At 36.6% G+C, this 22,287-nt stretch carries 20 protein-coding genes, 1 pseudogene and 1 riboswitch; of the genes and pseudogenes, 19 read left to right on the top strand and 2 right to left on the bottom strand.

Annotation, left to right across the window (positions count from 1 at the left end; genetic code table 11):
- Nucleotides 1–225, bottom strand: a 225-nt coding sequence (locus BLR79_RS05295; RefSeq protein ID WP_143338786.1) for a helix-turn-helix domain-containing protein, incomplete at its 3' end; no start/stop codon positions are given.
- 149 nt (nucleotides 226–374) lie between these two features.
- On the opposite strand from BLR79_RS05295, the gene BLR79_RS05290 reads away from it, so the two are divergent.
- Genes BLR79_RS05290 through queA form a run of 7 tightly spaced genes read left to right on the top strand, consistent with a single transcriptional unit; the run spans nucleotide 375 to nucleotide 8,944 of the window.
- Complete coding sequence (locus BLR79_RS05290) at nucleotides 375–1,355, top strand: LLM class flavin-dependent oxidoreductase (RefSeq protein ID WP_200778868.1); 981 nt, start codon at nucleotides 375–377, stop codon at nucleotides 1,353–1,355.
- A gap of 37 nt (nucleotides 1,356–1,392) precedes the next feature.
- Nucleotides 1,393–3,975 carry a DNA mismatch repair protein MutS gene (mutS, locus tag BLR79_RS05285; protein WP_092085568.1) on the top strand — a complete coding sequence of 861 codons (2,583 nt, stop codon included), beginning with the start codon at nucleotides 1,393–1,395 and terminating at the stop codon, nucleotides 3,973–3,975.
- Nucleotides 3,976–3,994: 19 nt separating this feature from the next.
- On the top strand, nucleotides 3,995–5,824 hold the full coding sequence (mutL, locus tag BLR79_RS05280) for a DNA mismatch repair endonuclease MutL (RefSeq protein ID WP_092085566.1): 1,830 nt from the start codon (nucleotides 3,995–3,997) through the stop codon (nucleotides 5,822–5,824).
- A gap of 16 nt (nucleotides 5,825–5,840) precedes the next feature.
- Nucleotides 5,841–6,278 carry a peptide-methionine (R)-S-oxide reductase MsrB gene (msrB, locus tag BLR79_RS05275; protein WP_092085564.1) on the top strand — a complete coding sequence of 146 codons (438 nt, stop codon included), beginning with the start codon at nucleotides 5,841–5,843 and terminating at the stop codon, nucleotides 6,276–6,278.
- A 5-nt stretch (nucleotides 6,279–6,283) separates the two neighbouring features.
- Nucleotides 6,284–6,874: a Holliday junction branch migration protein RuvA gene (ruvA, locus tag BLR79_RS05270; RefSeq protein WP_092085562.1), complete on the top strand. Its 591-nt coding sequence runs from the start codon at nucleotides 6,284–6,286 to the stop codon at nucleotides 6,872–6,874.
- A 20-nt stretch (nucleotides 6,875–6,894) separates the two neighbouring features.
- Nucleotides 6,895–7,905, top strand: coding sequence for a Holliday junction branch migration DNA helicase RuvB (ruvB, locus tag BLR79_RS05265; RefSeq protein ID WP_092085560.1), 1,011 nt, complete (start codon nucleotides 6,895–6,897; stop codon nucleotides 7,903–7,905).
- 1 nt (nucleotide 7,906) lies between these two features.
- Nucleotides 7,907–8,944, top strand: a complete 1,038-nt coding sequence (queA, locus tag BLR79_RS05260) for a tRNA preQ1(34) S-adenosylmethionine ribosyltransferase-isomerase QueA (protein WP_092085558.1) — start codon at nucleotides 7,907–7,909, stop codon at nucleotides 8,942–8,944.
- A gap of 74 nt (nucleotides 8,945–9,018) precedes the next feature.
- Here the strand turns inward: queA and BLR79_RS05255 are convergent, their stop codons facing one another.
- Nucleotides 9,019–9,210 carry a YjzD family protein gene (locus tag BLR79_RS05255; RefSeq protein ID WP_092085556.1) on the bottom strand — a complete coding sequence of 64 codons (192 nt, stop codon included), beginning with the start codon at nucleotides 9,208–9,210 and terminating at the stop codon, nucleotides 9,019–9,021.
- A gap of 86 nt (nucleotides 9,211–9,296) precedes the next feature.
- Between BLR79_RS05255 and BLR79_RS05250 the strand changes: the two genes are divergently transcribed.
- The 12 genes and pseudogenes from BLR79_RS05250 to BLR79_RS05195 form a co-directional block, all read left to right on the top strand.
- Nucleotides 9,297–12,626: a DNA polymerase III subunit alpha gene (locus tag BLR79_RS05250; protein ID WP_092085554.1), complete on the top strand. Its 3,330-nt coding sequence runs from the start codon at nucleotides 9,297–9,299 to the stop codon at nucleotides 12,624–12,626.
- 100 nt (nucleotides 12,627–12,726) lie between these two features.
- Complete coding sequence (gene pfkA, locus BLR79_RS05245) at nucleotides 12,727–13,704, top strand: 6-phosphofructokinase (protein ID WP_092085552.1); 978 nt, start codon at nucleotides 12,727–12,729, stop codon at nucleotides 13,702–13,704.
- Nucleotides 13,705–13,732: 28 nt separating this feature from the next.
- The gene (pyk, locus tag BLR79_RS05240; RefSeq protein ID WP_092085550.1) at nucleotides 13,733–15,490 is read left to right on the top strand and encodes a pyruvate kinase; all 1,758 of its coding nucleotides are present in this window, start codon (nucleotides 13,733–13,735) and stop codon (nucleotides 15,488–15,490) included.
- 139 nt (nucleotides 15,491–15,629) lie between these two features.
- Nucleotides 15,630–16,511, top strand: coding sequence for a CvfB family protein (locus BLR79_RS05235; protein WP_092085548.1), 882 nt, complete (start codon nucleotides 15,630–15,632; stop codon nucleotides 16,509–16,511).
- Nucleotides 16,504–17,397, top strand: a complete 894-nt coding sequence (gene xerD / locus BLR79_RS05230) for a site-specific tyrosine recombinase XerD (protein ID WP_092085572.1) — start codon at nucleotides 16,504–16,506, stop codon at nucleotides 17,395–17,397. Before BLR79_RS05235 ends, xerD begins: the two co-directional genes overlap by 8 nt.
- 12 nt (nucleotides 17,398–17,409) lie before the next feature.
- Entirely contained in the window at nucleotides 17,410–18,579 is a 1,170-nt protein-coding gene (gene deoB / locus BLR79_RS05225) for a phosphopentomutase (protein ID WP_092085546.1), read from the top strand.
- A 62-nt stretch (nucleotides 18,580–18,641) separates the two neighbouring features.
- Nucleotides 18,642–19,061 (top strand): hypothetical protein, encoded by a 420-nt coding sequence (locus BLR79_RS05220; RefSeq protein WP_092085544.1) that lies wholly within the window; start codon nucleotides 18,642–18,644, stop codon nucleotides 19,059–19,061.
- Nucleotides 19,054–19,788, top strand: a complete 735-nt coding sequence (locus tag BLR79_RS05215) for a segregation and condensation protein A (RefSeq protein ID WP_159427603.1) — start codon at nucleotides 19,054–19,056, stop codon at nucleotides 19,786–19,788. The genes BLR79_RS05220 and BLR79_RS05215 overlap by 8 nt, the downstream gene beginning before the upstream one ends.
- Complete coding sequence (gene scpB, locus BLR79_RS05210) at nucleotides 19,788–20,375, top strand: SMC-Scp complex subunit ScpB (RefSeq protein WP_234970829.1); 588 nt, start codon at nucleotides 19,788–19,790, stop codon at nucleotides 20,373–20,375. Before BLR79_RS05215 ends, scpB begins: the two co-directional genes overlap by 1 nt.
- Before the next feature lie 18 nt (nucleotides 20,376–20,393).
- On the top strand, nucleotides 20,394–21,122 hold the full coding sequence (locus BLR79_RS05205) for a pseudouridine synthase (RefSeq protein ID WP_092085540.1): 729 nt from the start codon (nucleotides 20,394–20,396) through the stop codon (nucleotides 21,120–21,122).
- 38 nt (nucleotides 21,123–21,160) lie between these two features.
- A riboswitch (FMN riboswitch) is annotated at nucleotides 21,161–21,283 on the top strand.
- Between the two features lie 93 nt (nucleotides 21,284–21,376).
- Entirely contained in the window at nucleotides 21,377–21,955 is a 579-nt protein-coding gene (locus BLR79_RS05200; protein WP_092085538.1) for an ECF transporter S component, read from the top strand.
- Between the two features lie 92 nt (nucleotides 21,956–22,047).
- Nucleotides 22,048–22,287 (top strand): annotated as a pseudogene (locus BLR79_RS05195) (IS30 family transposase); the annotation flags it as partial.

The following is a 22,287-nucleotide window of genomic DNA, read 5'->3' as shown; positions in this document are numbered from 1 at the left end:
CTCGGGCGTATGTTTAGGACGACGACCTTTGAGAGATTGATGCTCAGAAGCGTTATCTTGAGCCAATTGAGCATCGTAACAGGTTGACTTAACACGCTTGAGTTCTCGATAAATCATCGAACGGTGACGCCCGATGGCTTCAGCAATTTGACTCGCTGTATAGCCTTCATGATAAAGTATTTCTATTTTTGAACGGTCTTCTATGGTAAGATGTTTGTAGCTCATAACAGGTCCTCCGTGTGTGTTTTTGTGGTTACTAACATTTTACACGAACCTGTTATGGGTTTTCTTGTTTGTCGCAATTAATTTTACAATCTATCATATCAAATAAAAAAACGCTAGAAATTTTATTAAAAGAAAGAAAAGGTGATCGAGTGCAAGTTTCAATTCTAAATTTAGTGCCCCGTTTTGAAGGTGAAGAAGTTAAAGATGCGATTGATCGAGCAACCCGGATTGCACAGTTAGCAGAAGAATTAGGATATGATCGCTACTGGGTAGCCGAACACCATAACTTTAAGGGGATTGCTAGTTCGGCAAGTGAATTAGTCGTTCAACATTTATTAAGTCACACAAATACAATAAGAATTGGTGCCGGTGGCGTCATGTTACCTAATCATTTGCCTATACAAGTCGCAGAACGCTACGGCACTCTTGAGTGTCTTTACCCTGGACGTGTAGATCTTGGATTAGGGCGAGCGCCTGAAACAGATCACATGGTAGCTCAAGTATTACGCCATGATAACGATGCGTCAGCTTCAGGTTTTTTAAAAACGGTGGAAGAAATACGCGATTTTTTAGGAAGTTCAGAAGATGGACAAGTAGTTGCTTATCCGGGAGAAGATACAAACGTTCCTTTATATATTTTAGGTAGCTCTACGAGTTCTGCTTATGTAGCAGCTAAACTAGGATTACCTTACTCATTTGCTACTCACTTTGCTCCCGATTTAGCAAAAGAAGCAATCGAGATCTACCGTGAAAACTTTACTCCTTCAAAGCAACAAAAAGAACCTTACCTTATTTTAGGATTAATCGTGACTTTGGCAGAGACGTTAGAAAAAGCGCAGCAACTCCACCAAATGAACCAACTAGCTCATGTCAACTTAGTGCGAGGACCAAGGGATCAACTGTTAAATGCTAATCCTCAAACTTTAGATCATTTAGGTAGCGCAGAAAAAATTATCGTTAAAACAGCCGCTGGAATGAATTTAGTCGGAACAAAAGAGTCGGTTCAATCTAAATGGCAAGCATTTAAAAAGGAATATCAGCCTGATGAAATTATCGCAGTCTCTTATTTATCACAAATGGATGATATTAAGACTTCTTATCGTTTATTAAAAGAATTGGTGCAATCATAACATTCGAATAAAAAATTAAAATGAAGGAGCGAACAAAATGAGTCAATCCTCTCCAACGCCGATGATGAAACAATATTTTAAAATTAAAGAACAATACCCAGACGCCTTTTTATTCTTTCGGCTCGGAGACTTTTATGAACTATTTTATGAAGATGCAAAGGAAGCCGCGCGAATTTTAGAGATTACATTGACAGCACGTAATAAAAATGCGGATAATCCTATTCCAATGTGTGGGGTTCCTCATCACTCTTCAAAAGATTATATAAAAAAATTAGTCGAAGAAGGGCATAAAGTTGCTATTTGTGAACAATTAGAAGACCCCCGTACAACTAAAGGAATGGTTAAAAGAGACGTCATTCAAGTCATTACTCCGGGAACAATTATGGAAGAAGGAGCGACGCAAGCTAATGAGAATAATTATTTAGCAACCGTCACTGAAAGTGAAAATGGTTATATTTTAAGTTACGTTGACTTTTCAACAGGTGAAACCAATTTAACTCATATGAACTCCATTGATCAGTTGTTGCAAGAAATTGAAACTATTCAGCCAACTGAACTAGTATATAAAGATAATGCGACGGATCATTTGATTGACGCTTTAAAAACGATTAAGTCAGTTTATTTAAGTTCTATGGATTCTACAATCTCAAAATCAACAGATCCATTGTGGGAGTTAGAACAAGCTACTGAAGAAGAAGCAATCAATTTGAACGTGTTATTTGATTATTTACAAAGTGTTCAAAAACAAGCGTTTTATCATATGAGACCTGTGACTCGTTATCAGTTAAAAGATTATTTACAGATGAGTTTACAAACGAAAATTCAACTGGAATTAACCCGTTCTTTACGAACTCATCGTCGCAAAGGTAGTTTATTATGGTTAATTGATAAAACTAAAACAGCTATGGGAGGACGTTTACTTCATCAGTGGCTCGAAAAACCATTGATTGATAAAAAAGAGCTAACAACGCGACATGAAAAAGTAAGCGTCTTGCTTGAAAACTTCTTTTATCGACATGACTTAGTGAGCTTTTTAAATCATATTTATGACTTAGAACGTTTAGTCACTAAAATTAGTTTAGGCTCAGCTAATGCACGAGACTTGGATCAATTGCGATTTTCTTTACAACAGATTCCTTTGATTAACCAAATACTTGATGATTTGAACGAGCAAGTAGGCCATACAGTTTTTGATAGATTAAACCCTTTAAGCGATCTTTATGAACTGCTTGAAGAAACATTAGTTGATGATCCACCTATTTCTACAACACAAGGAGATTTAATTAAAGATGGAGTGAGCGATAAATTAGATAAATATCGCGATGCACTCAAAAACGGACAACAGTGGCTTTTAGATTTACAACAAAGAGAAAGAGAAAAAACAGGTCTTTCAACGCTAAAGGTAGGCTATAACCGAGTATTCGGTTACTATATTGAAATTAGTCGTAAACAATCGGAATTATTGGAAGATGATGTTTATGAGCGCAAACAAACTTTAGCTAATACGGAGCGCTTTATTACTCAAGAGCTAAAAGATATTGAAAAAGTTATGTTAGAAGCAGATGAAAAATCAATAGCTCTAGAATATGAATTATTCGCTGAATTAAGACAACAAGTGATGCCCTATATAGAAGAGTTACAATTTGTCGCTCAACAAATTGCACAAATGGATGTCTTATGTAATTTTGCGACCATTAGTGAAGAAGAAAATTACGTTCGAGCAACCCTTGTCAGTCATGACGAAGGTTTAATATTAAAAGATAGTCGCCACCCAGTGGTAGAGCGTTTACTAGGAAAAGCTCATTTTGTTCCTAATGACGTAACCATTACATCTCAGCAACCTCTTCTTTTACTTACCGGACCTAACATGTCTGGAAAGAGTACCTATATGCGTCAAGTTGCTTTTTGTATTATTTTAAATCAAATGGGTTGCTTTGTTCCTGCCAGTCAAGCTCAATTACCGATTGTTGATCAAATTTATACTCGTCTAGGAAGTTCAGATGATACCGCAAGTGGACAAAGTACCTTTATGGTTGAAATGATGGAAACCAATGAGGCGATCCGTCACGCAACATCAAACAGTTTATTGCTTTTTGATGAAATTGGTCGTGGGACAGCTACCTATGATGGGATGGCTTTAGCCGAAGCGATTTTATACTATATTGCTGAAAAAGTACAAGCAGCGACTATATTCTCTACTCATTATCACGAATTAACAGATTTAGATCAAAAAATAAGTAGTCTACGTAATATTCATGTAGGAGCGATTGAGGAAAACAACCAAGTTATTTTTCAACATAAAATATTAGACGGACCAGCAGATAAAAGTTATGGTATTCATGTGGCGCGTTTAGCTGGATTACCTGAAGAAGTATTGCAACGCAGTGAAAGTGTTTTAGAAACATTGGAAGCTCCTTCCTATCCAAGTCGAAAAAATGATCAAGGAATAATCTCTCAAGTTCAAGAGTTAGACACACCAAAACAAATGAGTTTGTTTACAGTTGAGGAAAATCCTAATTTAGAAAAGGTTCAGCAAGAAATCGAAACGATTTCGTTACTGAATTTAACACCTCTTCAAGCAATGCAGTATATTGAACAATGGCAACAAATGTTAAAATAGTAACCAATGAGGTGATAATGTGAATGACATTAAGCAACTACCTGCAGCTTTAGCAAACCAAATTGCAGCAGGTGAAGTGGTCGAACGTCCCATGTCTGTTATTAAAGAATTAGTAGAAAATTCAATTGATGCTAAAGCAACGATGATTACCATTGAAATTGAAGAAGCAGGTATTCAAAAGATTATTGTCAGCGATAACGGCATGGGAATGAGTTTTGAAAACTTAAAAAAAGCTTATTTACCTCATGCCACTAGTAAAATTAGCCGTACTAATGATTTGTTTCAAATTCGAACACTAGGATTTCGTGGCGAAGCTTTAGCGAGTATTGGTTCGGTTTCTAAAATGCGCATTGACACAGCTTTTGATACCAAAGGTTATTTTATTGAAGTAGCAGACTCAAAGCTAATCAATCAAGGGCGGAGTCACTTAAGAAATGGAACGACGGTGACTGTTGAAAGTTTATTTTACAATACACCTGCGCGTTTAAAGCACTTAAGTTCGTTGCAAACGGAATTGCGTCATATTATTCAACTGATTCAAATAACAGCGATGGCTCATTGTCATATACGCTTTACTTTAATTCACAATGGAAAAACAATTTTTCAAAGTGTAGGTAATAATGATTTAAGACAAACAATAGCTAATATTTATCAACCTTCTACTGCTCGGCAGCTCATTAAAGTAAAGAAAAAAGATAAAGATTTTGAAGTTGAAGGGTTTATTTCGCCTCCTCAGCTAACGCGTAACTCACGTTATTGTATCCATTGGATGATTAATCATCGTCCTGTTCGAAGCATTAAGTTGAGTCAGATTTTAACGAAAGCTTATGGCAAGCAACTGATGATTGGACGCTACCCGTTAGCTGTGCTTAATGTAAAAGTTGATCCGCGTCTTGTTGATGTCAATGTACATCCGACTAAGCAAACGGTACGTTTAAGTAAAGAAGATCAACTGGCTACTTTATTAGAAGAAATGATTGAAGAAGGGTTACACCAAGTAAATCCCGTACCTCAAGTGGAAGCAGAACATAAACCAACAATAAAGCAGCCGACTATTCAAGCGTCGTTGTTTGATCAATCGACTTTAAGTGTTCCGGCTACTTCATCGACTAATCCAAACGAAAAAGATGAAATATCCAAACCAAGAAAACAAGTTAAAGATTGGCTTAATGATCCTTCGTCTTCTTTTACCGAGAGTAAAGAACCTTCTCTTCAACTAACAAAAGAAAAAGAACAGGAAAGTAATAAATCTAGAGGAGTTCATTTCCCTTCTTTACGCTATGTAGGTCAAATTCATGGCACTTATTTAGTCGCTGAAAGTCCAGAAAGTTTTTATTTAATCGATCAACATGCTGCTCAAGAACGAATTCGCTATGAGCAGTTAATGAAATATGACCCAGATATAGATGTTCAACAAACTTTACTTATGCCGTTAGTGTTTAATTTTACCGCTTCAGAAATGATTGTCATGGAAGAATGGTTGAAAGCTTTTGAAGACATTGGCCTTTACTTAGAGCCTTTTAGTCCGACAAGCTTTCAAATGACAAGTTACCCTAATTGGCTAACTCAAGAAGAAGTTGAACCGCTTATTGAACAATTGATGAATGAGTTTATTGAAGGAAATAAACCAACCATTGCTCAAATAAAAGAAGAGGCCTTAATTATGGAAAGCTGTCGCGGAGCGATTAAAGCTAATCATTATTTAAACGACGCGCAAGCAAAAGCTTTAATTCAGCAAATGCAAGGGTTAGATGATCCTTATCATTGTCCACATGGACGACCTGTTTTTGTTGAATTTACCCAACAAAATTTAGAAAAGATGTTTAAACGCATTCAAGACCGAACATAATATAGGAGGAAAAAAGATGAAAAAGCATAAATATCAAAAAGAAATTGATCAATTAGATCCATTGCAATATGCTGTAACTCAAGAAGAAGGGACAGAGCGCCCATTTACTGGTCAATACGACGACTTTTATCAAAAAGGGATCTATGTTGACATTGTAAGCGGAGAGCCGCTATTTTCCAGTACAGATAAATTTAATGCGGGTTGTGGTTGGCCAAGTTTTTCTAAGCCAATTCAAGGAACGACGCTGAATGAACGTGAAGACACCTCTCTTGCTCGCACTCGAACTGAAGTACGGAGTGAAGAGGCAGACTCTCATTTGGGACATGTTTTTAATGATGGTCCAAGTGAATTAGGTGGTTTAAGATATTGTATTAACTCAGCTGCTTTAAGATTTATTCCTTTTGAATCAATGGATGAAGAAGGTTACGCAGATTATAAACAATATGTGGAGTAGATTATATGTTTGAATTTATTGAAGGAACATTAGAACACATTTATCCTAATTATATTGTTATTAATGCTCAAGGTATTGGATATCTTATTTGGTGTGCGAATCCTTTTTATTGGGAAGAAAAACTACAGCAAACGATTCGCTGTTATGTTGAACAAGTGGTACGCGAAAATACCATGGACTTATATGGTTTTAAAGATCATGAAGAAAAACAATTGTTTTTAACGTTGAATCGCGTCTCAGGCATCGGGCCTAAAAGTGCCATGTCGATTTTAGCAGCCAATGATAATGAAGGTCTAATTCAAGCAATTGAAAATAAAGACAGCAAATATTTAACGAAATTTCCAGGAGTGGGTAAAAAAACCGCTTCACAAATGATTCTAGATTTAAGTGGTAAACTCGATTTTGTAACGACAACGGAAGAATCAACTCTAAAAGTAGCTTCCTCTAATAAAGTATTAGAGGATACTATTGAAGCATTAGAAGGTTTAGGGTATTCTAAGCGCGAAATAAACCGCGTTGAAAAACAATTGGCCACTCAACACTTTGAGACAACGCAACAAGCATTAAGCTTTGCTTTTAAATTGCTTCTTAATTAATAAACGAAGGAGGGGAGAAAATGGACGAACGATTAATGTCTGAAAACATGCTACCAGAAGATGATCAATTGCCTTTAACGATTCGCCCGCAAAAACTGGCAGACTATATTGGCCAAGAAAAAATAAAACGCGAATTAACCATTTATATTACGGCTGCCCTCCAACGTCAAGAAGCACTAGACCATGTCTTACTGTACGGCCCTCCAGGTCTTGGTAAGACGACTTTAGCACTAGTTATTGCTAATGAATTAGGCGTAGGGCTTCAAACGACCAGTGGTCCGGCCATTGAGCGTCCTGGGGATTTATTGGCGCTACTCAATGAATTAAATCCAGGAGATGTTTTGTTTATTGATGAGATTCATCGTTTGCCAAGAGTCGTTGAAGAAGTGCTATATTCAGCCATGGAAGATTATTATGTTGATATTGTGATTGGACAAGAAGCAGCTGCTCAGCCTATTCATTTTGAGTTGCCGCCCTTTACACTGATTGGAGCAACGACTCGAGCAGGGATGTTATCGGCGCCTTTAAGAGACCGCTTTGGAATTGTCGGACATATGCAATATTACACCGATGAAGAATTAACACAAATTATTACACGCAGTTCAGAAGTAATCCAAACTGAAATTGATGTGACTGGAGCAGAGGAAATTGCTCGCCGAAGTCGCGGAACACCGCGTATTGCTAACCGCATTTTAAAACGAGTCCGCGATTTTGCTCAAGTAGAAGGTGAAGGGGCGATTGATGCAAAAATTGCTGATCGTTCTTTAGAAATTTTAGAAATTGATCACTTAGGCCTAGATCCAATTGATCGTAAATTACTTAATACAATGATTGAGTTTTTCGATGGTGGACCAGTAGGACTAGGCACTGTTGCTGTAAACATTGGAGAAGACTTAGAAACTGTTGAAGATATGTATGAGCCTTTTTTATTACAAAATGGACTTTTAAAACGAACTCGAAGAGGGCGAATGGTTACTCCAATGGCTTATGAACATTTAGGAATGATACATTTAATGAAGAATGAGGAATAAAATGACGTTTACAAAAAAAGACTTTGAATTTAATTTACCTGAAGAATTAATTGCTCAAACTCCTTTAAAAGATCGTAGTAGCTCGAAATTACTTGTTGTTGATCGAGCGACTGATCAAATAACAGATACTAATTTTACACATATTTTAGATTATTTATCTAAAGGAGATGCTCTTGTAGTGAATGAAACAAGAGTGATTCCTGCCCGTTTATTTGGTATAAAACCTGATACCAATGGTCATTTAGAAGTATTATTGCTTACTAATACTCAAGGTGATCGATGGGAGTGTCTAATTAAGCCGGCTAGAAGAGCTAAAAAGGGAACGAAGATTCAGTTTGGTGAACAAGGTCAGTTAAAAGCTACTGTGGTGGAAGAGTTAGATCACGGCGGACGAATTATTGAAATGGAGTATGAGGGAGTGTTCTTGGAAGTCCTTGAAACATTAGGTGAGATGCCTTTACCTCCTTACATTAAAGAACGCCTCAATGACCCTAACCGTTATCAAACGGTCTATGCCAAACATAACGGCTCAGCAGCAGCACCAACAGCAGGACTACATTTTACCCCTCAACTTTTAAAGCAAGCAAAAGATAAAGGTATTCAAGTGATCCCAGTGACTCTTCATGTAGGGCTTGGAACTTTCAGACCGATGAGTGCCGAACGTATTGAAGATCATCAAATGCACGCAGAGTTTTATACTGTCAGTTCAACATCAGCTCAAGCCATAGAAGAGGTTAGAAAAAATGGCGGAAAAATAATTGCTGTAGGAACCACCACCGTAAGAACTTTAGAAACAGTAGCGAATGAAAATGATGGAAAAATAGTCGCTAGTTCAGGGTGGACGTCTATTTTTATTACACCAGGCTATCAGTTTAAAGCGGTTGATCATTTAATTACGAATTTTCACTTACCAGCTTCAACTTTAGTGATGCTCGTTAGTGCTTTTTATACTCGTCAAGGAATATTGAATGCTTATGAGCATGCGATTAAAGAAAAGTACCGTTTCTTCAGCTTTGGCGATGCGATGCTTTTGTTATAAAAAAAGAGCCATCATTAGAGACAAAGTTTTATACTTTTTCTCTATGATGGCTTTTATACTATGAGAAGTTGGCTTTATTCAACGTGTTGTGATGAATAAGTGATTTTATTTAAAATATAGCTTAAAATAAAAACAGCTACACTAACAGTAATCCCTAAATAGGTTGCTTGATAAAAATCGTAAGACATCGATGTTAATGAGCTTCCTAAGTAATAGACGATATGTCCTAAAATAAAGCCCCAAAATAACGTTGTAATGTATTTCACAATTAACCCTTCTTTCTATCTCCTGTTATAATTAAAGCATACATTGATCAAAAAATCATCTTTATCTTTTTCAAAGGAGGTTTAAAATGACATTTAATGTACGAAGTAGTTATTCGATGTTGCAAAGTACTGTTCGGATAAACGACTATGTTAAAAAAGCAAAAGAAATGGGCTACACCTCTTTAGCTATTGCTGATCATAATGTGATGCACGGAATCCTAGAGTTTTACCAAGCTTGTCGCAAATGGGAAGTTCATCCCATTATGGGATGTTATTTAGATTTACCTATGATTCAAGATGCGGCCCAAACAGCACCTTTATTATTATTTGCTAAAAGTAAAAAAGGGATGAAGGGATTATATCAATTATCTCGTTGGGCAACAAAAGAAGAAAGATCTTCTCAACAAGCATGGGAAATCATTGATCAGTTTAAAGACACCTTAATAGGAATTACGCCAGGCAGACATGGAGAAATTGAGCAGCAATTAATTCATATGGATATAAACGCTGCGCAAGAAATCTATCAAACGTGGCAAAGCAAATTAGGAGCAGATAATTTTTATTTAGGATTGTCTATCTATCCTTTAAATCAATTAGAGCTAGAAAATATGATATTATTTGCTAAAAAAATGAACGGCACGCTTGTATCCAATCAATTAGTAAACAGTTTATCTCCGGAAGATGGATTTAGTTTAAAAGTTTTAGAATCTATTAAAGAAAATCACACGGAACCACTAGATTTAAGCTATATGCAAATGCAACATCCTTACTATCTATATTCTCCTCAAAGTTTGAGCTATATGTATCAACAAGAGGGAATAGAATATGTTTATAACAATACGATAGAAGTCATGAAACAGCTAAATGTTAGGTTTGATCTTCATCAATCGCTTTTACCAACATTTCAGACACCTCAAGGATTAGAAGCTGACGATTACTTAAAACAACTCGTCTTTGAACGATTAAAAGAGTTGCAGTTAACAAAAGAGCCGTACATTTCACGCTTAAATTATGAGCTGGATGTTCTTCAGCGCATGGGCTTTAGTGATTACTTTTTAATTGTCTGGCAAATCATCTCTTTTTGTCATCAACAAAAGATCGAAGTAGGTCCAGGGCGTGGATCGGCGGCCGGCTCTTTAGTGAGTTATTTATTAAAAATTACTTCAGTGGACCCTGTCGAATTTGATTTATTATTTGAACGATTTCTTAATCCTGAACGTCATTCGATGCCTGATATTGATATTGACATTCCAGATGATCGCCGAGAAGATGTTTTGAAGTACATTGAAGCAACCTATGGACACGAACAAGTAGCTCAAATTTGTACATACGGAACTTTTGGAGCAAAGGCAGCAATACGAGACACGTTAAAAGCTTTAGGAGAAACAGGTGAAGAAAGACGGTGGTCTCAAGCAATTCCCAATCAAATAGGCATAACACTTATCGAGGCTTATAAAGAATCTTCCTCATTGCAACGTTTAGTAAATGCCACTCATAAAAACCAAATGATTTATCAAATTGCTCTAAGTATAGAAGGACTACCAAGGCAAACTTCAACTCATGCCGCAGGGGTCGTTATTCACAACCATCCGTTAGAAGATTATATTCCCGTTATGGAGAGAGTTGATCAATTATTGCTCACTCAATTTTCAATGCATGACGTTGAAGCCATGGGGTTATTAAAAATGGACTTCTTAGGGCTAAAAAACTTAAAGTTACTTCATCAAATTTTGCAACTCGTTAAACGATACGAAGAGTCTGACTTTGACATTGAAGCCATTGATATGAATGATTCGAAGACTTTAAAGTTATTTCAACAAGCGCAAACTTTAGGAGTGTTTCAATTTGAGTCTCCTGGTATTCGAAATGTTTTACGTAAATTAAAACCTACTTCTTTTGAAGACATAGTGGCAGTTAACGCTTTGTTTCGTCCTGGACCGATGAAACAGATTGATTCTTTTATTAAACGAAAGCATGGTCATGAATCAATTAACTATTTACATCCTGACTTAAAACCTATATTAGAAAAAACTTACGGTATTATTGTCTATCAAGAACAAGTGATGCAAGTGTGTCAAATTATTGCGGGATTTAGTTTAGGACAAGCTGATCTATTACGCCGTGCGATGGGAAAAAAAGAAGTCCATATTATGGAAGAGCAAGAAGCTAGCTTTATTGATGGAGCCGTCAATAAAGGGTACTCAAAAGCCCTAGCCCAAGAAATTTATCGTTATATTTATGAATTTGCCAGTTACGGCTTTAACCGTTCCCACGCTGTGGTATATTCTAAGTTAGCTTATCAATTAGCGTTTTTAAAAGTTCACTATCCTTTATATTTCTATCAAGCTTTATTAAATATGGAGCCTGGCAAAATACAAGAAAATATGACTCATGTTAAAAAAGCACTTAAAGCGATTTTGCCTATTGATATTAACGATAGCCAAGGATATATTACGAATCAAAAAGGTCAATTACGTCTAGGATTTTATACCGTTAAAGGTTTAGCAAGTGATTTTATTCACTTCATTTTAAACGATCGTCGCCAATTTGGCTCTTATGATTCCTTTACGCATTTTGTTGAGCGAATGCCTGATAAGTTTCGAAAAGTTGATCAATTGAACTTACTAATTGAAGTGGGAGCTTTTGATCGCTTTGGAGAAAATAGAGCGACTTTAGCTTATAATTTAGCAAATATTTTACAAACGGTAGAATATAATGGTGCACTGATTAGTTTGTTTGAATCGATTCAACCTAAAATAGAAATGAAAGAAGAATGGGACCTTTTAACTGTATTAGAAAAAGAAAAAGAAATTTTAGGGTTTAGCCTATCAGGCCATCCGCTAGATGCTTATGAACCCTTATATCGTCAAGGTATCTTGACCATTGATGAAGTAAAACAACAAACGCTTCAAACCCATATTCAAACCATCGGACTTATTAGTTCAAGTCGAGTAATTCGAACAAAAACTCAGGAATTAATGGCTTTTATTACATTATCTGATGCTTACGATGAATTGCCGATGGTTATTTTCCCAAGTAATTATGCTAAATATCAACAGTGGATTGGTGATCAGGAGATTATTTTCGTTAAAGGAAAGCTTACTTTAGATCGTAGAGATCAATCTCAAGTTATTATTAATGAATTAAAGCCGATTACACATCTTGAAGTAGCTTCTACAAAAAAGCAACTCTCTTCAACTTATTATATTCAAATTTTAGAAGAGGATAAAAAAATAGAAGCGCTTGACTTTTTACGTCGGTTAGCTCAAAAATATCCCGGGTCTTCTTCAGTTATTATTGTGGACCGAAAAAGAAACGCAGTGAAGTTAGATTCAAAGTATAATTTGTTAAATAAAGAGGTCGTTTTAGATGAATTAGCTACTTTTTTTGGACAAAAACATACTTTTTTTAAATGATAAGGCTTACATTGAGTTTTCCATATGACAACAGATAAAATTAGTGATAGAATGCTTATCAGGATAGTGTCAGTTATAATTTTTATTGGGGTGAATATATATGAAACGTATAGCCGTTTTAACAAGCGGTGGAGATTCCCAAGGAATGAATGCAGCGATTCGAGCAGTCGTTGAACAAGGTCATCACTTAGGAATTGAAGTATATGGTGTTTATTATGGATTTAAAGGGTTAGTAGAAGGAGACTTCAAAAAGCTAACCGTTGCTGATTGTCAAGATAACATCAAACGCGGAGGAACTTTCCTCTACTCAGCAAGATATCCTGAATTTAAAGAAGTTGAAAACCAGAAAAAAGCTTTAGAGCAAATGAAGAAACATCAAATCGAAGCGTTAGTCGCTATTGGTGGAGATGGTTCTTTCATGGGTGCTTTGCAGTTAGCTAACTTTGGTTTCCCAGTGATCGGTATTCCATGTACGATTGATAACGATATTCCAGGAACGGAGTATACAATTGGGTTTGACTCTGCAATGAATATTGCCATGGAAGAGATTGATAAAATCTCTGATACTGCAGCGTCTCACAACCGTTCATTCGTTATTGAAGTAATGGGACGTCATGCAGGAGATTTAGCTATTTGGGCAGGAGTAGCAACAGGAGCAGACTCGATTGCTATTCCAGAAGTCAAGATGGATATGAAAGATATCGTTCGTCGTGTCCATGCCGGACGTCAAGCAGGAAAAGATCATTCGATTATTGTTCTAGCTGAAGGCGTTATGTCGGCTGACCAATTTGTAGAAGAGTTTTTAACTTACGCACCGGATGAAGATATTCGTGGGGTAACTCTTGCTCACGTTCAACGTGGAGGAAATCCGACGGCTAGAGACCGTGTATTTGCAACTTTAATGGGTGCTCGCGCGGTGGATTCATTAGTCCAAGGCGAACATGGTATTTACATGGGTGTTATCGGTGAACGTTTAGAAACCTTTGACATCATTGATACGTTACGTAACAAAAAACATAATGTTCGTAGAGAATTATACGAATTAAACCAAGATTTAACAGATAAAACATTAGCTTAGTCGTTAAAGAAGGAGCTTTATTAAAGATATGAAAAAGACAAAAATTGTATGTACGTTAGGACCTGCTACAGATACCCAAGAAAAAATGGAAAGCTTAATGCTTGCTGGAATGAACGTGGCACGTTTTAACTTTTCTCACGGAAATCATGAAGAACAATACGAGCGTATGGAGAAGTTAAAACGCGCTCGCGAAGCAACAGGTAAAACAATTGCTATCTTAATGGATACTAAAGGTCCAGAAATTCGAACTGAAGACGTTGAAAATAATGCAATTGAGCTTAATCGCGGCGAAACCATCCGTATTGCGATGGAAACTGTTTTAGGAACTAAAGATAAATTCTCAGTGACTTATCGTGAATTAATTAACGACGTCAAACCAGGCGACTTTATTTTATTAGATGATGGTTTAGTGGAATTACAAGTAACAGAAATCGACCGTGAAAACAATGAAATTGTTACTGAAATTCAAAACTACGGTGTTTTAAAATCTAAAAAAGGTGTTAACGTTCCAAACGTTTCGGTTCAATTACCAGGAATTACACCAAAAGATGTTGATGATATTCGTTTCGGTGTTGAAAACGGAATCGACTTCATTGCAGCAAGTTTTATTCGTCGTGGCGCTGATATTATGGAAATCCGCGATCTATTAGATGAATTAGGTGCTCCACATGTTAAAATTATTTCTAAAATCGAAAACCAAGAAGGTGTCGATAACTTAAAAGAAATTTTAGAGTTATCTGATGGCGTCATGGTTGCTCGTGGTGACTTAGGAGTTGAAATTCCAACACCAGAAGTTCCAATTGTTCAAAAAGAGATTATTAAATTATGTAATGAGTACGGTAAACCAGTTATTACAGCGACTCAAATGTTAGACTCAATGGAACGCAACCCTCGTCCAACCCGCGCGGAAGCTGGAGACGTTGCAAACGCTATTTTTGACGGAACAGATGCAGTCATGCTTTCTGGAGAAACGGCTGCTGGAGATTACCCAATTGAAGCAGTTCGTACAATGACTGATATTTGTTTAAGAACAGAGGAAGCTTTAGTTGGTCAAGACGCTTTCTTATTAAAACAGTTCAAACAATCAGATATGACTGAAGCGATTGGTCAAGCTGTTGGTCACACTGCTTTAAACTTAGGTATTGAAACAATCGTTGCAGCAACTTCATCAGGTCACACTGCACGTATGATTGCAAAATACCGTCCAAAAGCAAATATCTTAGCAGCAACTTTTGATGAAAGAACTAACCGCAGTTTATGTCTATCATGGGGAGTTCAACCATTTACAATTAAACGTCCACACTCTACCGACGATATGATTGATCTAGCAACTTCATTAGCGCAAAACAAAGGATTTGCTAAAGAAGGCGAGTTAATCTTAATTACAGCAGGGGTTCCAGTTGGTGAATCTGGAACAACTAACTTAATGAAAATTCAACTTATTGGAACAAAATTAGTTGAAGGTGAAGGTGTTGGACGAGCTAACTACATCGGTAAAGCATTTATTGCAGGTAATGCAGAAGAAGCTAACACTCACTTACCATTAGGTGGTGTATTAATTGCTCACTCATTAGATTCTTCTTACGCTCAAGCAGTACAAAATGCAGGCGCTATTGTTGTTGAAGAAGGTGGCGTGACATCTTATGCAGCAATTATGGGACTAGAGCGTGCAATCCCAGTCATTGTCAATGCTAAAGGCGCAACAACAAATATTAAGAATGATGAATTAATTACTATTGATGCGCGTCGTGGTATTGTCTATCGCGGTGCAACATCAAGTATTTAAGTTTATAAATTAATCTAATCGACTCGAACGAGAAAGTAAGATTACTTTTTCGTTCGAGTTTTTCGTTTGTACAAATAACACATTTGAGTGAGGTGTTAGAGAACAAAATATGATAAAATATAACTAATGAGGTGATTTAATGGTAAAATACGCGAGTATTGTAGAAGCAAAATATATTGATGAAAATAAAACCCATTATTTTGTTCAATATAAAGGAGAAACTTTTGCAGTCAATAAAAGCCATTTGGATGAGGAATTAACACAAGGATCAGTTGTTGAAGGAATGATCTTTGAAGATCGAAATGGAACAAAGGTTCTTCAAGTAGATTTACCGGATATCCGTCCAGGTTATTACGGGTGGGGTGAAGTGGTTGATGTTAGAAGAGATTTAGGTGCTTTTGTGGATGTCGGTTTAGAAAATAAGGATGTTGTTGTCTCTTTAGACGTATTACCTGAAAACAAGGCTTTATGGCCTAAAAAAGGGAATTTACTTTATTTGACTTATGAAGTCGATAGTAAAAATCGTTTTTGGGGACGCTTAGCCGATCAGGAAGTCTTTCATAAAATGATGCAAAAAAGCCACTCGGACCGGGTAAATGCAGACGTTACCGCTCGAGTGTATCGTATCGGAACAGCGGGAGTCAATTGCTTTACCACTGAAAATTACGATGCGTTTATTCATCAGTCTGAATTATTGCATCCTGTCAGTTTAGGTGATGAAATTCAAGCAAGAATTATCGGGGTTCGTTTAGATGGGCGTGTGAACTTATCTACATTGCCACGGGCTCATGAAGCGATTGATGGAGATGCCAAAATGATCTATACCCTTCTAAACCAACTACCGAGCCATTATTTACCTTTACACGATAAGTCTAGTCCTGAAGTCATTCGCGAGCAGTTAGATATAAGCAAAGGCCAATTTAAACGTGCTGTCGGTCATCTTTTAAAAGAAAGGTTAATCGTCCAAAAAATTGGCGACGGCATTTATTTAAAACAAGACGATGTGATGGATGATGAATGAATTATTTGAAGAATTTTCAAGGTACCAGTTAATTGATTTAGGACGATCAGATAATACAATCAAAAATTATCGCTTAGACTTAGAAAAGTTTAAACATTTTTTGAAAGAACAAAAGATCGTAAAAATTGAAGAGGTTGATGAAGCATCTGTGCAGGATTTCATGACTTATTTAAATGAGCATCAATTTGCTCCTAGCACAACAAGTCGGATTTTATCAACTTTAAGACAATTCTATCGTTTCTTGCTTAAAGAAGGAATTGCAAAAACCAACCCAGTCGATGCATTTCAATCACCAAAAAAAGCCAAGCGACTCCCTAAATATTTGAGTAGCGAAGAAGTTGAAGCGATCATCGAAGCCCCAGATACAACAACTTTGTGGGGAATAAGAGATCGTGCTATTTTAGAATTAATGTACGCTACAGGCTTGAGAGTGAGTGAATTAACTCATTTAACATTAGGTGAACTTCACTTAGACTTAGGTTTTATCCAAACAGTTGGAAAAGGGGATAAAGAGCGTATTTTGCCTGTTGGTGAAGTGGCCATTCATTGGCTAGAAAAATATTTAGAAGAAGTAAGACCAATTTTTGATTTAAAGTCAGCACCTAATACGGCGGTCGTCTTTTTAACAGAGCGAGGCAATCGCTTTACGAGGCAAGGCATTTGGAAGAACTTAAATAAATATGTAGCGTTATCTGGAGTTAAAGACAGAGTTTCACCTCATATGTTACGACATTCCTTTGCGACTCATTTGCTCGAAAATGGAGCAGACTTACGAATGGTACAAGAGTTGCTAGGTCATGCTGATATTTCAACGACGCAAATTTACACTCATATTTCCACAAAACATATGCAAGAAGTTTACAAAGATTATTTTCCAGACATTTAAAGGAGGAACATCATGAATTTTGATCGTATTCATTTAATTGTATTAGACTCTGTAGGTATTGGCCAAGCTCCTGACGCAGCGGACTTTGATGATGTGGGTGCGGACACTTTAGGAAATATTGCTAAAAATACAGATTTATCTTTACCTAATATGCAACAAATGGGATTAGGAAATATCGCTTCTTTAGAAGGGATTGATCCTGTTAAAGAGCCAACAAGCTATTGGACAAAGCTTCAAGAAATCTCAGTAGGGAAAGATACAATGACAGGTCACTGGGAAATTATGGGATTAAACATTAAAAAACCTTTTAGAGTCTTTCCAGATGGATTCCCTCAAGAGTTGATTGATCGTATTGAAGCATTTTCTAACCGTAAAGTAGTCGCGAATAAGCCAGCTTCAGGAACAGAGATTATTGACGAGTTTGGTCAACATCAAATGGAAACCGGCGATCTAATCGTTTATACTTCAGCTGACTCCGTCTTACAAATTGCTGCTCATGAAGAGGTTATTCCCCTAGAAGAGTTATATCGCATTTGTGAGTTTTGTCGTGAGATTACGTTAGAAGAGCCTTACATGTTAGGTCGAATTATTGCCCGACCTTACGTAGGCGAACCAGGTAACTTCCAACGAACAGCAAATCGTCATGACTATGCTTTAAGTCCTTTTGGTGAAACAACGCTTGATTTCTTAAAGAAAAACAACTTTGACGTTATTTCAATCGGAAAAATCGTCGATATCTTTAACGAACAAGGAATTACAAAAGCGGTTCGTACCGTATCGAATATGGATGGGGTCGATAAATTACTAGAAGTAATGAAAGAAGACTTTAATGGTTTATCATTTACTAACTTAGTGGACTTTGACGCTGTATACGGTCACCGTCGTAACGTTGAAGGGTATAAAGATGCATTAGAAGACTTTGACGCTCGTATTCCAGAGCTTATTGAAGCAATGCGTCCAAATGATTTATTGATGATTACTGCTGACCACGGAAATGACCCAACCTATAAAGGAACGGACCACACACGCGAATATGTACCTTTATTAGTTTATAGCCCACAATTTAAAGAACCAAAAGAATTAAAGGCAACTTACTATAGTGATATTGCCGCAACGATTTCAGATAATTTTAGTGTTGAACAAACTGAAAATGGTCAATCATTTTTACAACAATTAAAATAATTAAGATAAAACTTGTTTGTTAATTAAAGATAAGGTACTATCAAGAAGTTAGGAGGGGTGACATGCTAGTTCATTCTAAAAACAAAAATCAAAAAATCGTACTTGGTTTATTGTCGTATACTTATGACGATCAAGTTTCGATGGAAGAATTAACCCGGCGATTGGAAGAATATCAAGCTGATGATCAAATTGATATCTTACTATTTAAGGATGAAGCACTTCTAGGAAGTGATAACTTTATTGGGTTGATGATCATAGAGCATATATTCCCTGCTCAAGATGATGAATCAGGCTGTCCAACTGTTTCAATTTTAGAAGCATCTGTTGTTCCGTCTTTTGATGAAGCCGTGATTAGTTATCAGATGTTTAAAGAATTAAAGAGACTTTATCCACAAGCTTCGATAATTGGTACATTATCTTTATCAGATGAAATCACAGAATGGAATCATCGTTACAATGAAGAAAACAACGACCATGAGTAATAGGATTCAACTTGACCTTGAAGTATTTCAAGGTCCTTTTGATTTATTATTACATTTAATTAAACAACTGGAAATTGACATTAATGATATTCCTATGACTCAGATCACCCAACAATACTTAGAGTATGTTCATACAATGAAGCAATTTGAAATCGACGATATTGCTGATTATTTGGTGATGGCTAGTACGTTAATTGAAATAAAAGCACGTATGTTATTACCTGTTGAATTAGATGAAACTGAAGAGTATGAAGATCCTCGCCACGAACTCGTGCAACATTTACTGCTTTATCAACAATTTCAAGATGTTACTGAAGTGTTAGAACAAATGCAGCAAAAAAGATCTCGTGTCTTTTCTAAGCCAAGTGATGATATCTCTCATTACCAAGATTTTATTCCTTTACCTGATGATTGGATGAATGAATATGATCTCTTAGCGGCTATGGAAGCTGTTTTATTAAAGCAATTCGATCGACAGCCTCCTTTGACGACCATTGACCAAGATCCAGTTAGCGTTGAGGATAAAATTCAAGAGCTTCTTTCCTGGGTGCAGACGTATCCAAATAAAACAGTCACATTTAATGAAATATTGCACCAGCATACTCGCTCAGAAATAGTTGCCACTTTTATGGCTCTACTGGAATTAGTTCGCAAACAACAAATTCTACTAAAACAAGCTCATGCAAGACAACCAATTGCTATTCAAGCACGAAAAGGTGGGAATTAATGGCATCAATCACAACACGTATTCATGCTTTACTATTTGTCGCCGGCCAAGAAGGAGTGTCTGTTGCCCAAATGGCCCAATCATTGGATGAAGATGAATTAGTTATTGAACAATCTTTAGACGACTTAAAAAATAAATTATGTCATGATGAATCTAGTCCGGTTCAATTAAACCAATTTGGTACTTATTATCAATTAGTCACTAAAGCTGTTTTCCAGTCTGATGTAGAAAGCTTTGCTAAGGCACCATTTCAACAAACTCTTTCTAAAGCAGCCATCGAAACTTTAGCAATCATTGCTTATAAGCAACCTGTTACTCGAATGACGGTGGATGATATTCGTGGGGTATCTTCGAGTTCAATGATTTCAACGTTAGTAAAACGTGATTTAATAAAAGAAGTCGGACGTCTGGAAGCGCCTGGGCGACCGCTTTTATACGGCGTTACTGATTATTTTATGGATTATTTTGGTTTAGAACATCTATCGGATTTACCCGAATTAGCGCCGATTCATTTAGAGTTAGCTCAAACGGAAGAACAACTCTTTGAAGAAAACAATTGGCAAATTGAATGGTTTGAAGATGAATAAAATAATGGAGGAGATATAATGGAGCGTTTGCAAAAGGTTATGGCTCACGCCGGAGTGGATAGCCGAAGAAAATGTGAAGACTTAATCGTGCAAGGACGAGTCAAAGTCAATGGCGAAACGGTGACCGAATTAGGAACTAAAGTCGATGCTAGAGATTTAATAGAAGTAGATGGAGTTCCTATCTACAAAGAAGAGCCTCGCTATATCCTTCTTTATAAACCAAAAAATGTGATTAGTGCTGTGAGCGATCCTCATGATCGCCCAGTGGTAACTGATTTAGTTGAAGGAATTAGTGAACGAATTTATCCGATTGGTCGCTTGGACTTTGATACAACCGGCCTCATTTTATTAACTAATAATGGAGATTTTGCTCATTTGTTAATGCACCCACGTCACGAAATTCCTAAAACTTATATCGCAACAGTCAATGGAATACCGACTCCTGAGGCGTTAAAGAAACTTTCGAGTGGTGTAATGCTAGATGGAAAGAAAACTTCCAAAGCTCGCGCTTCATTGCTTTCTAAAAATACTCAAAAAAATACATCTGTTGTTCAACTAACTATTCATGAAGGATGGAATCACCAAGTGAAGCGAATGTTTGAAGCAGTGGGTCATGTAGTATATCGCTTAAAACGTGAACGCTTTGGGTTTTTAGATTTAGGTCATTTAAACCCAGGAGAATGGCGAGAGTTGACTCGTTTCGAAGTAGATAAATTGACCAAAATGGCTGAAAGTATAAATAATTGACTTTACTTTAAATACAAGCTATACTCAATACAAATATAAAAAGTCTTCAGGGCAGGGTGTGATTCCCGACCGGTGGTAAAAGTCCACTACCTTACGTTTTGTAAGCTGAACTGGTGTAATTCCAGTACCGACAGTTAAAGTCTGGATGGAAGAGGATTCAACACGTTCTTATTTAGACTGTTTAGAATTTCCTAATTGGAGACTCTAAACAGTCTTTTTTGTCCTACACATGAAGACGTGAAGGAGAGAGAAAGATGAAGAAGAAGGCGTTAGTTAGTTTTGTATTGGTGGCATTGTTAGGGACATGGAGTTTTCTATTTAGACAAATTGATTTTCCCTTACTCCCAGCAGCTCCCTTTTTAAAAATGGATTTATCCGATATTCCTGTTCTTGTAGGATTAATGTCGGGTGGGCCGATGGGGGCAACAGGTGTGGCCTTTATCCGTGATTTAATTAACTTTTTATTAAAGGGTGGAGAAATGGGGTTACCTGTGGGAGCGACTATGAGCTTTATTTGTTCTCTAAGCTTTTATCTACCTTTGCATTATTACTTTAAACGTCCACTACCTAGAAAGGCTAGTCATTATTTAGTGGTTATTATCGGATCAATTGGTTTGATGACTGTGTTTGCTAGTCTATTGAACTACTTTATTGCTATGCCACTTTATATTAAAATTTTTAACTTCCCCGTGGATAATATCTTAACCTATGTTTTATCAGTGATTGTGCCATTTAACTTAATTAAAGGTATTTTACTAGCGATAATCACTTACTTTTTAATTCCTATTTTTGACAAATTGATCCACAATCGTTCATATAATTATTACGACTAAGGCGACTTGTATAATTAAGTGAGACCATAAAAAAGCCCATCGGCATCTCTGCTATACTGATTTTAACCACAAAATACAGAGGAGGGATTTCGATGAGCTATACCTATTCTACCATAGTTCGGAAAAAATATTCACATATGACCTATGAGATGCGTAGAACGATGGAAAAGTTACTAATTGAGAATGACAAAGCGCCAAAGGCGAAGAAAAAAACCAACAAAGAGATTTATGAGTCTTTAGGCATCTCAAAAGCCACCTTCTACCGTGAGCGTAAGCGAGGCCTAGTAGATGTTGTAAGGTCTGACCTGGAGCCTTACAAAATGTATTCGGCC

Origin of the sequence: Dolosicoccus paucivorans (genome assembly GCF_900100125.1) — a bacterium.
Taxonomy (GTDB): domain Bacteria; phylum Bacillota; class Bacilli; order Lactobacillales; family Aerococcaceae; genus Dolosicoccus; species Dolosicoccus paucivorans.
This window is presented reverse-complemented; position numbering and strand designations above follow the sequence as displayed.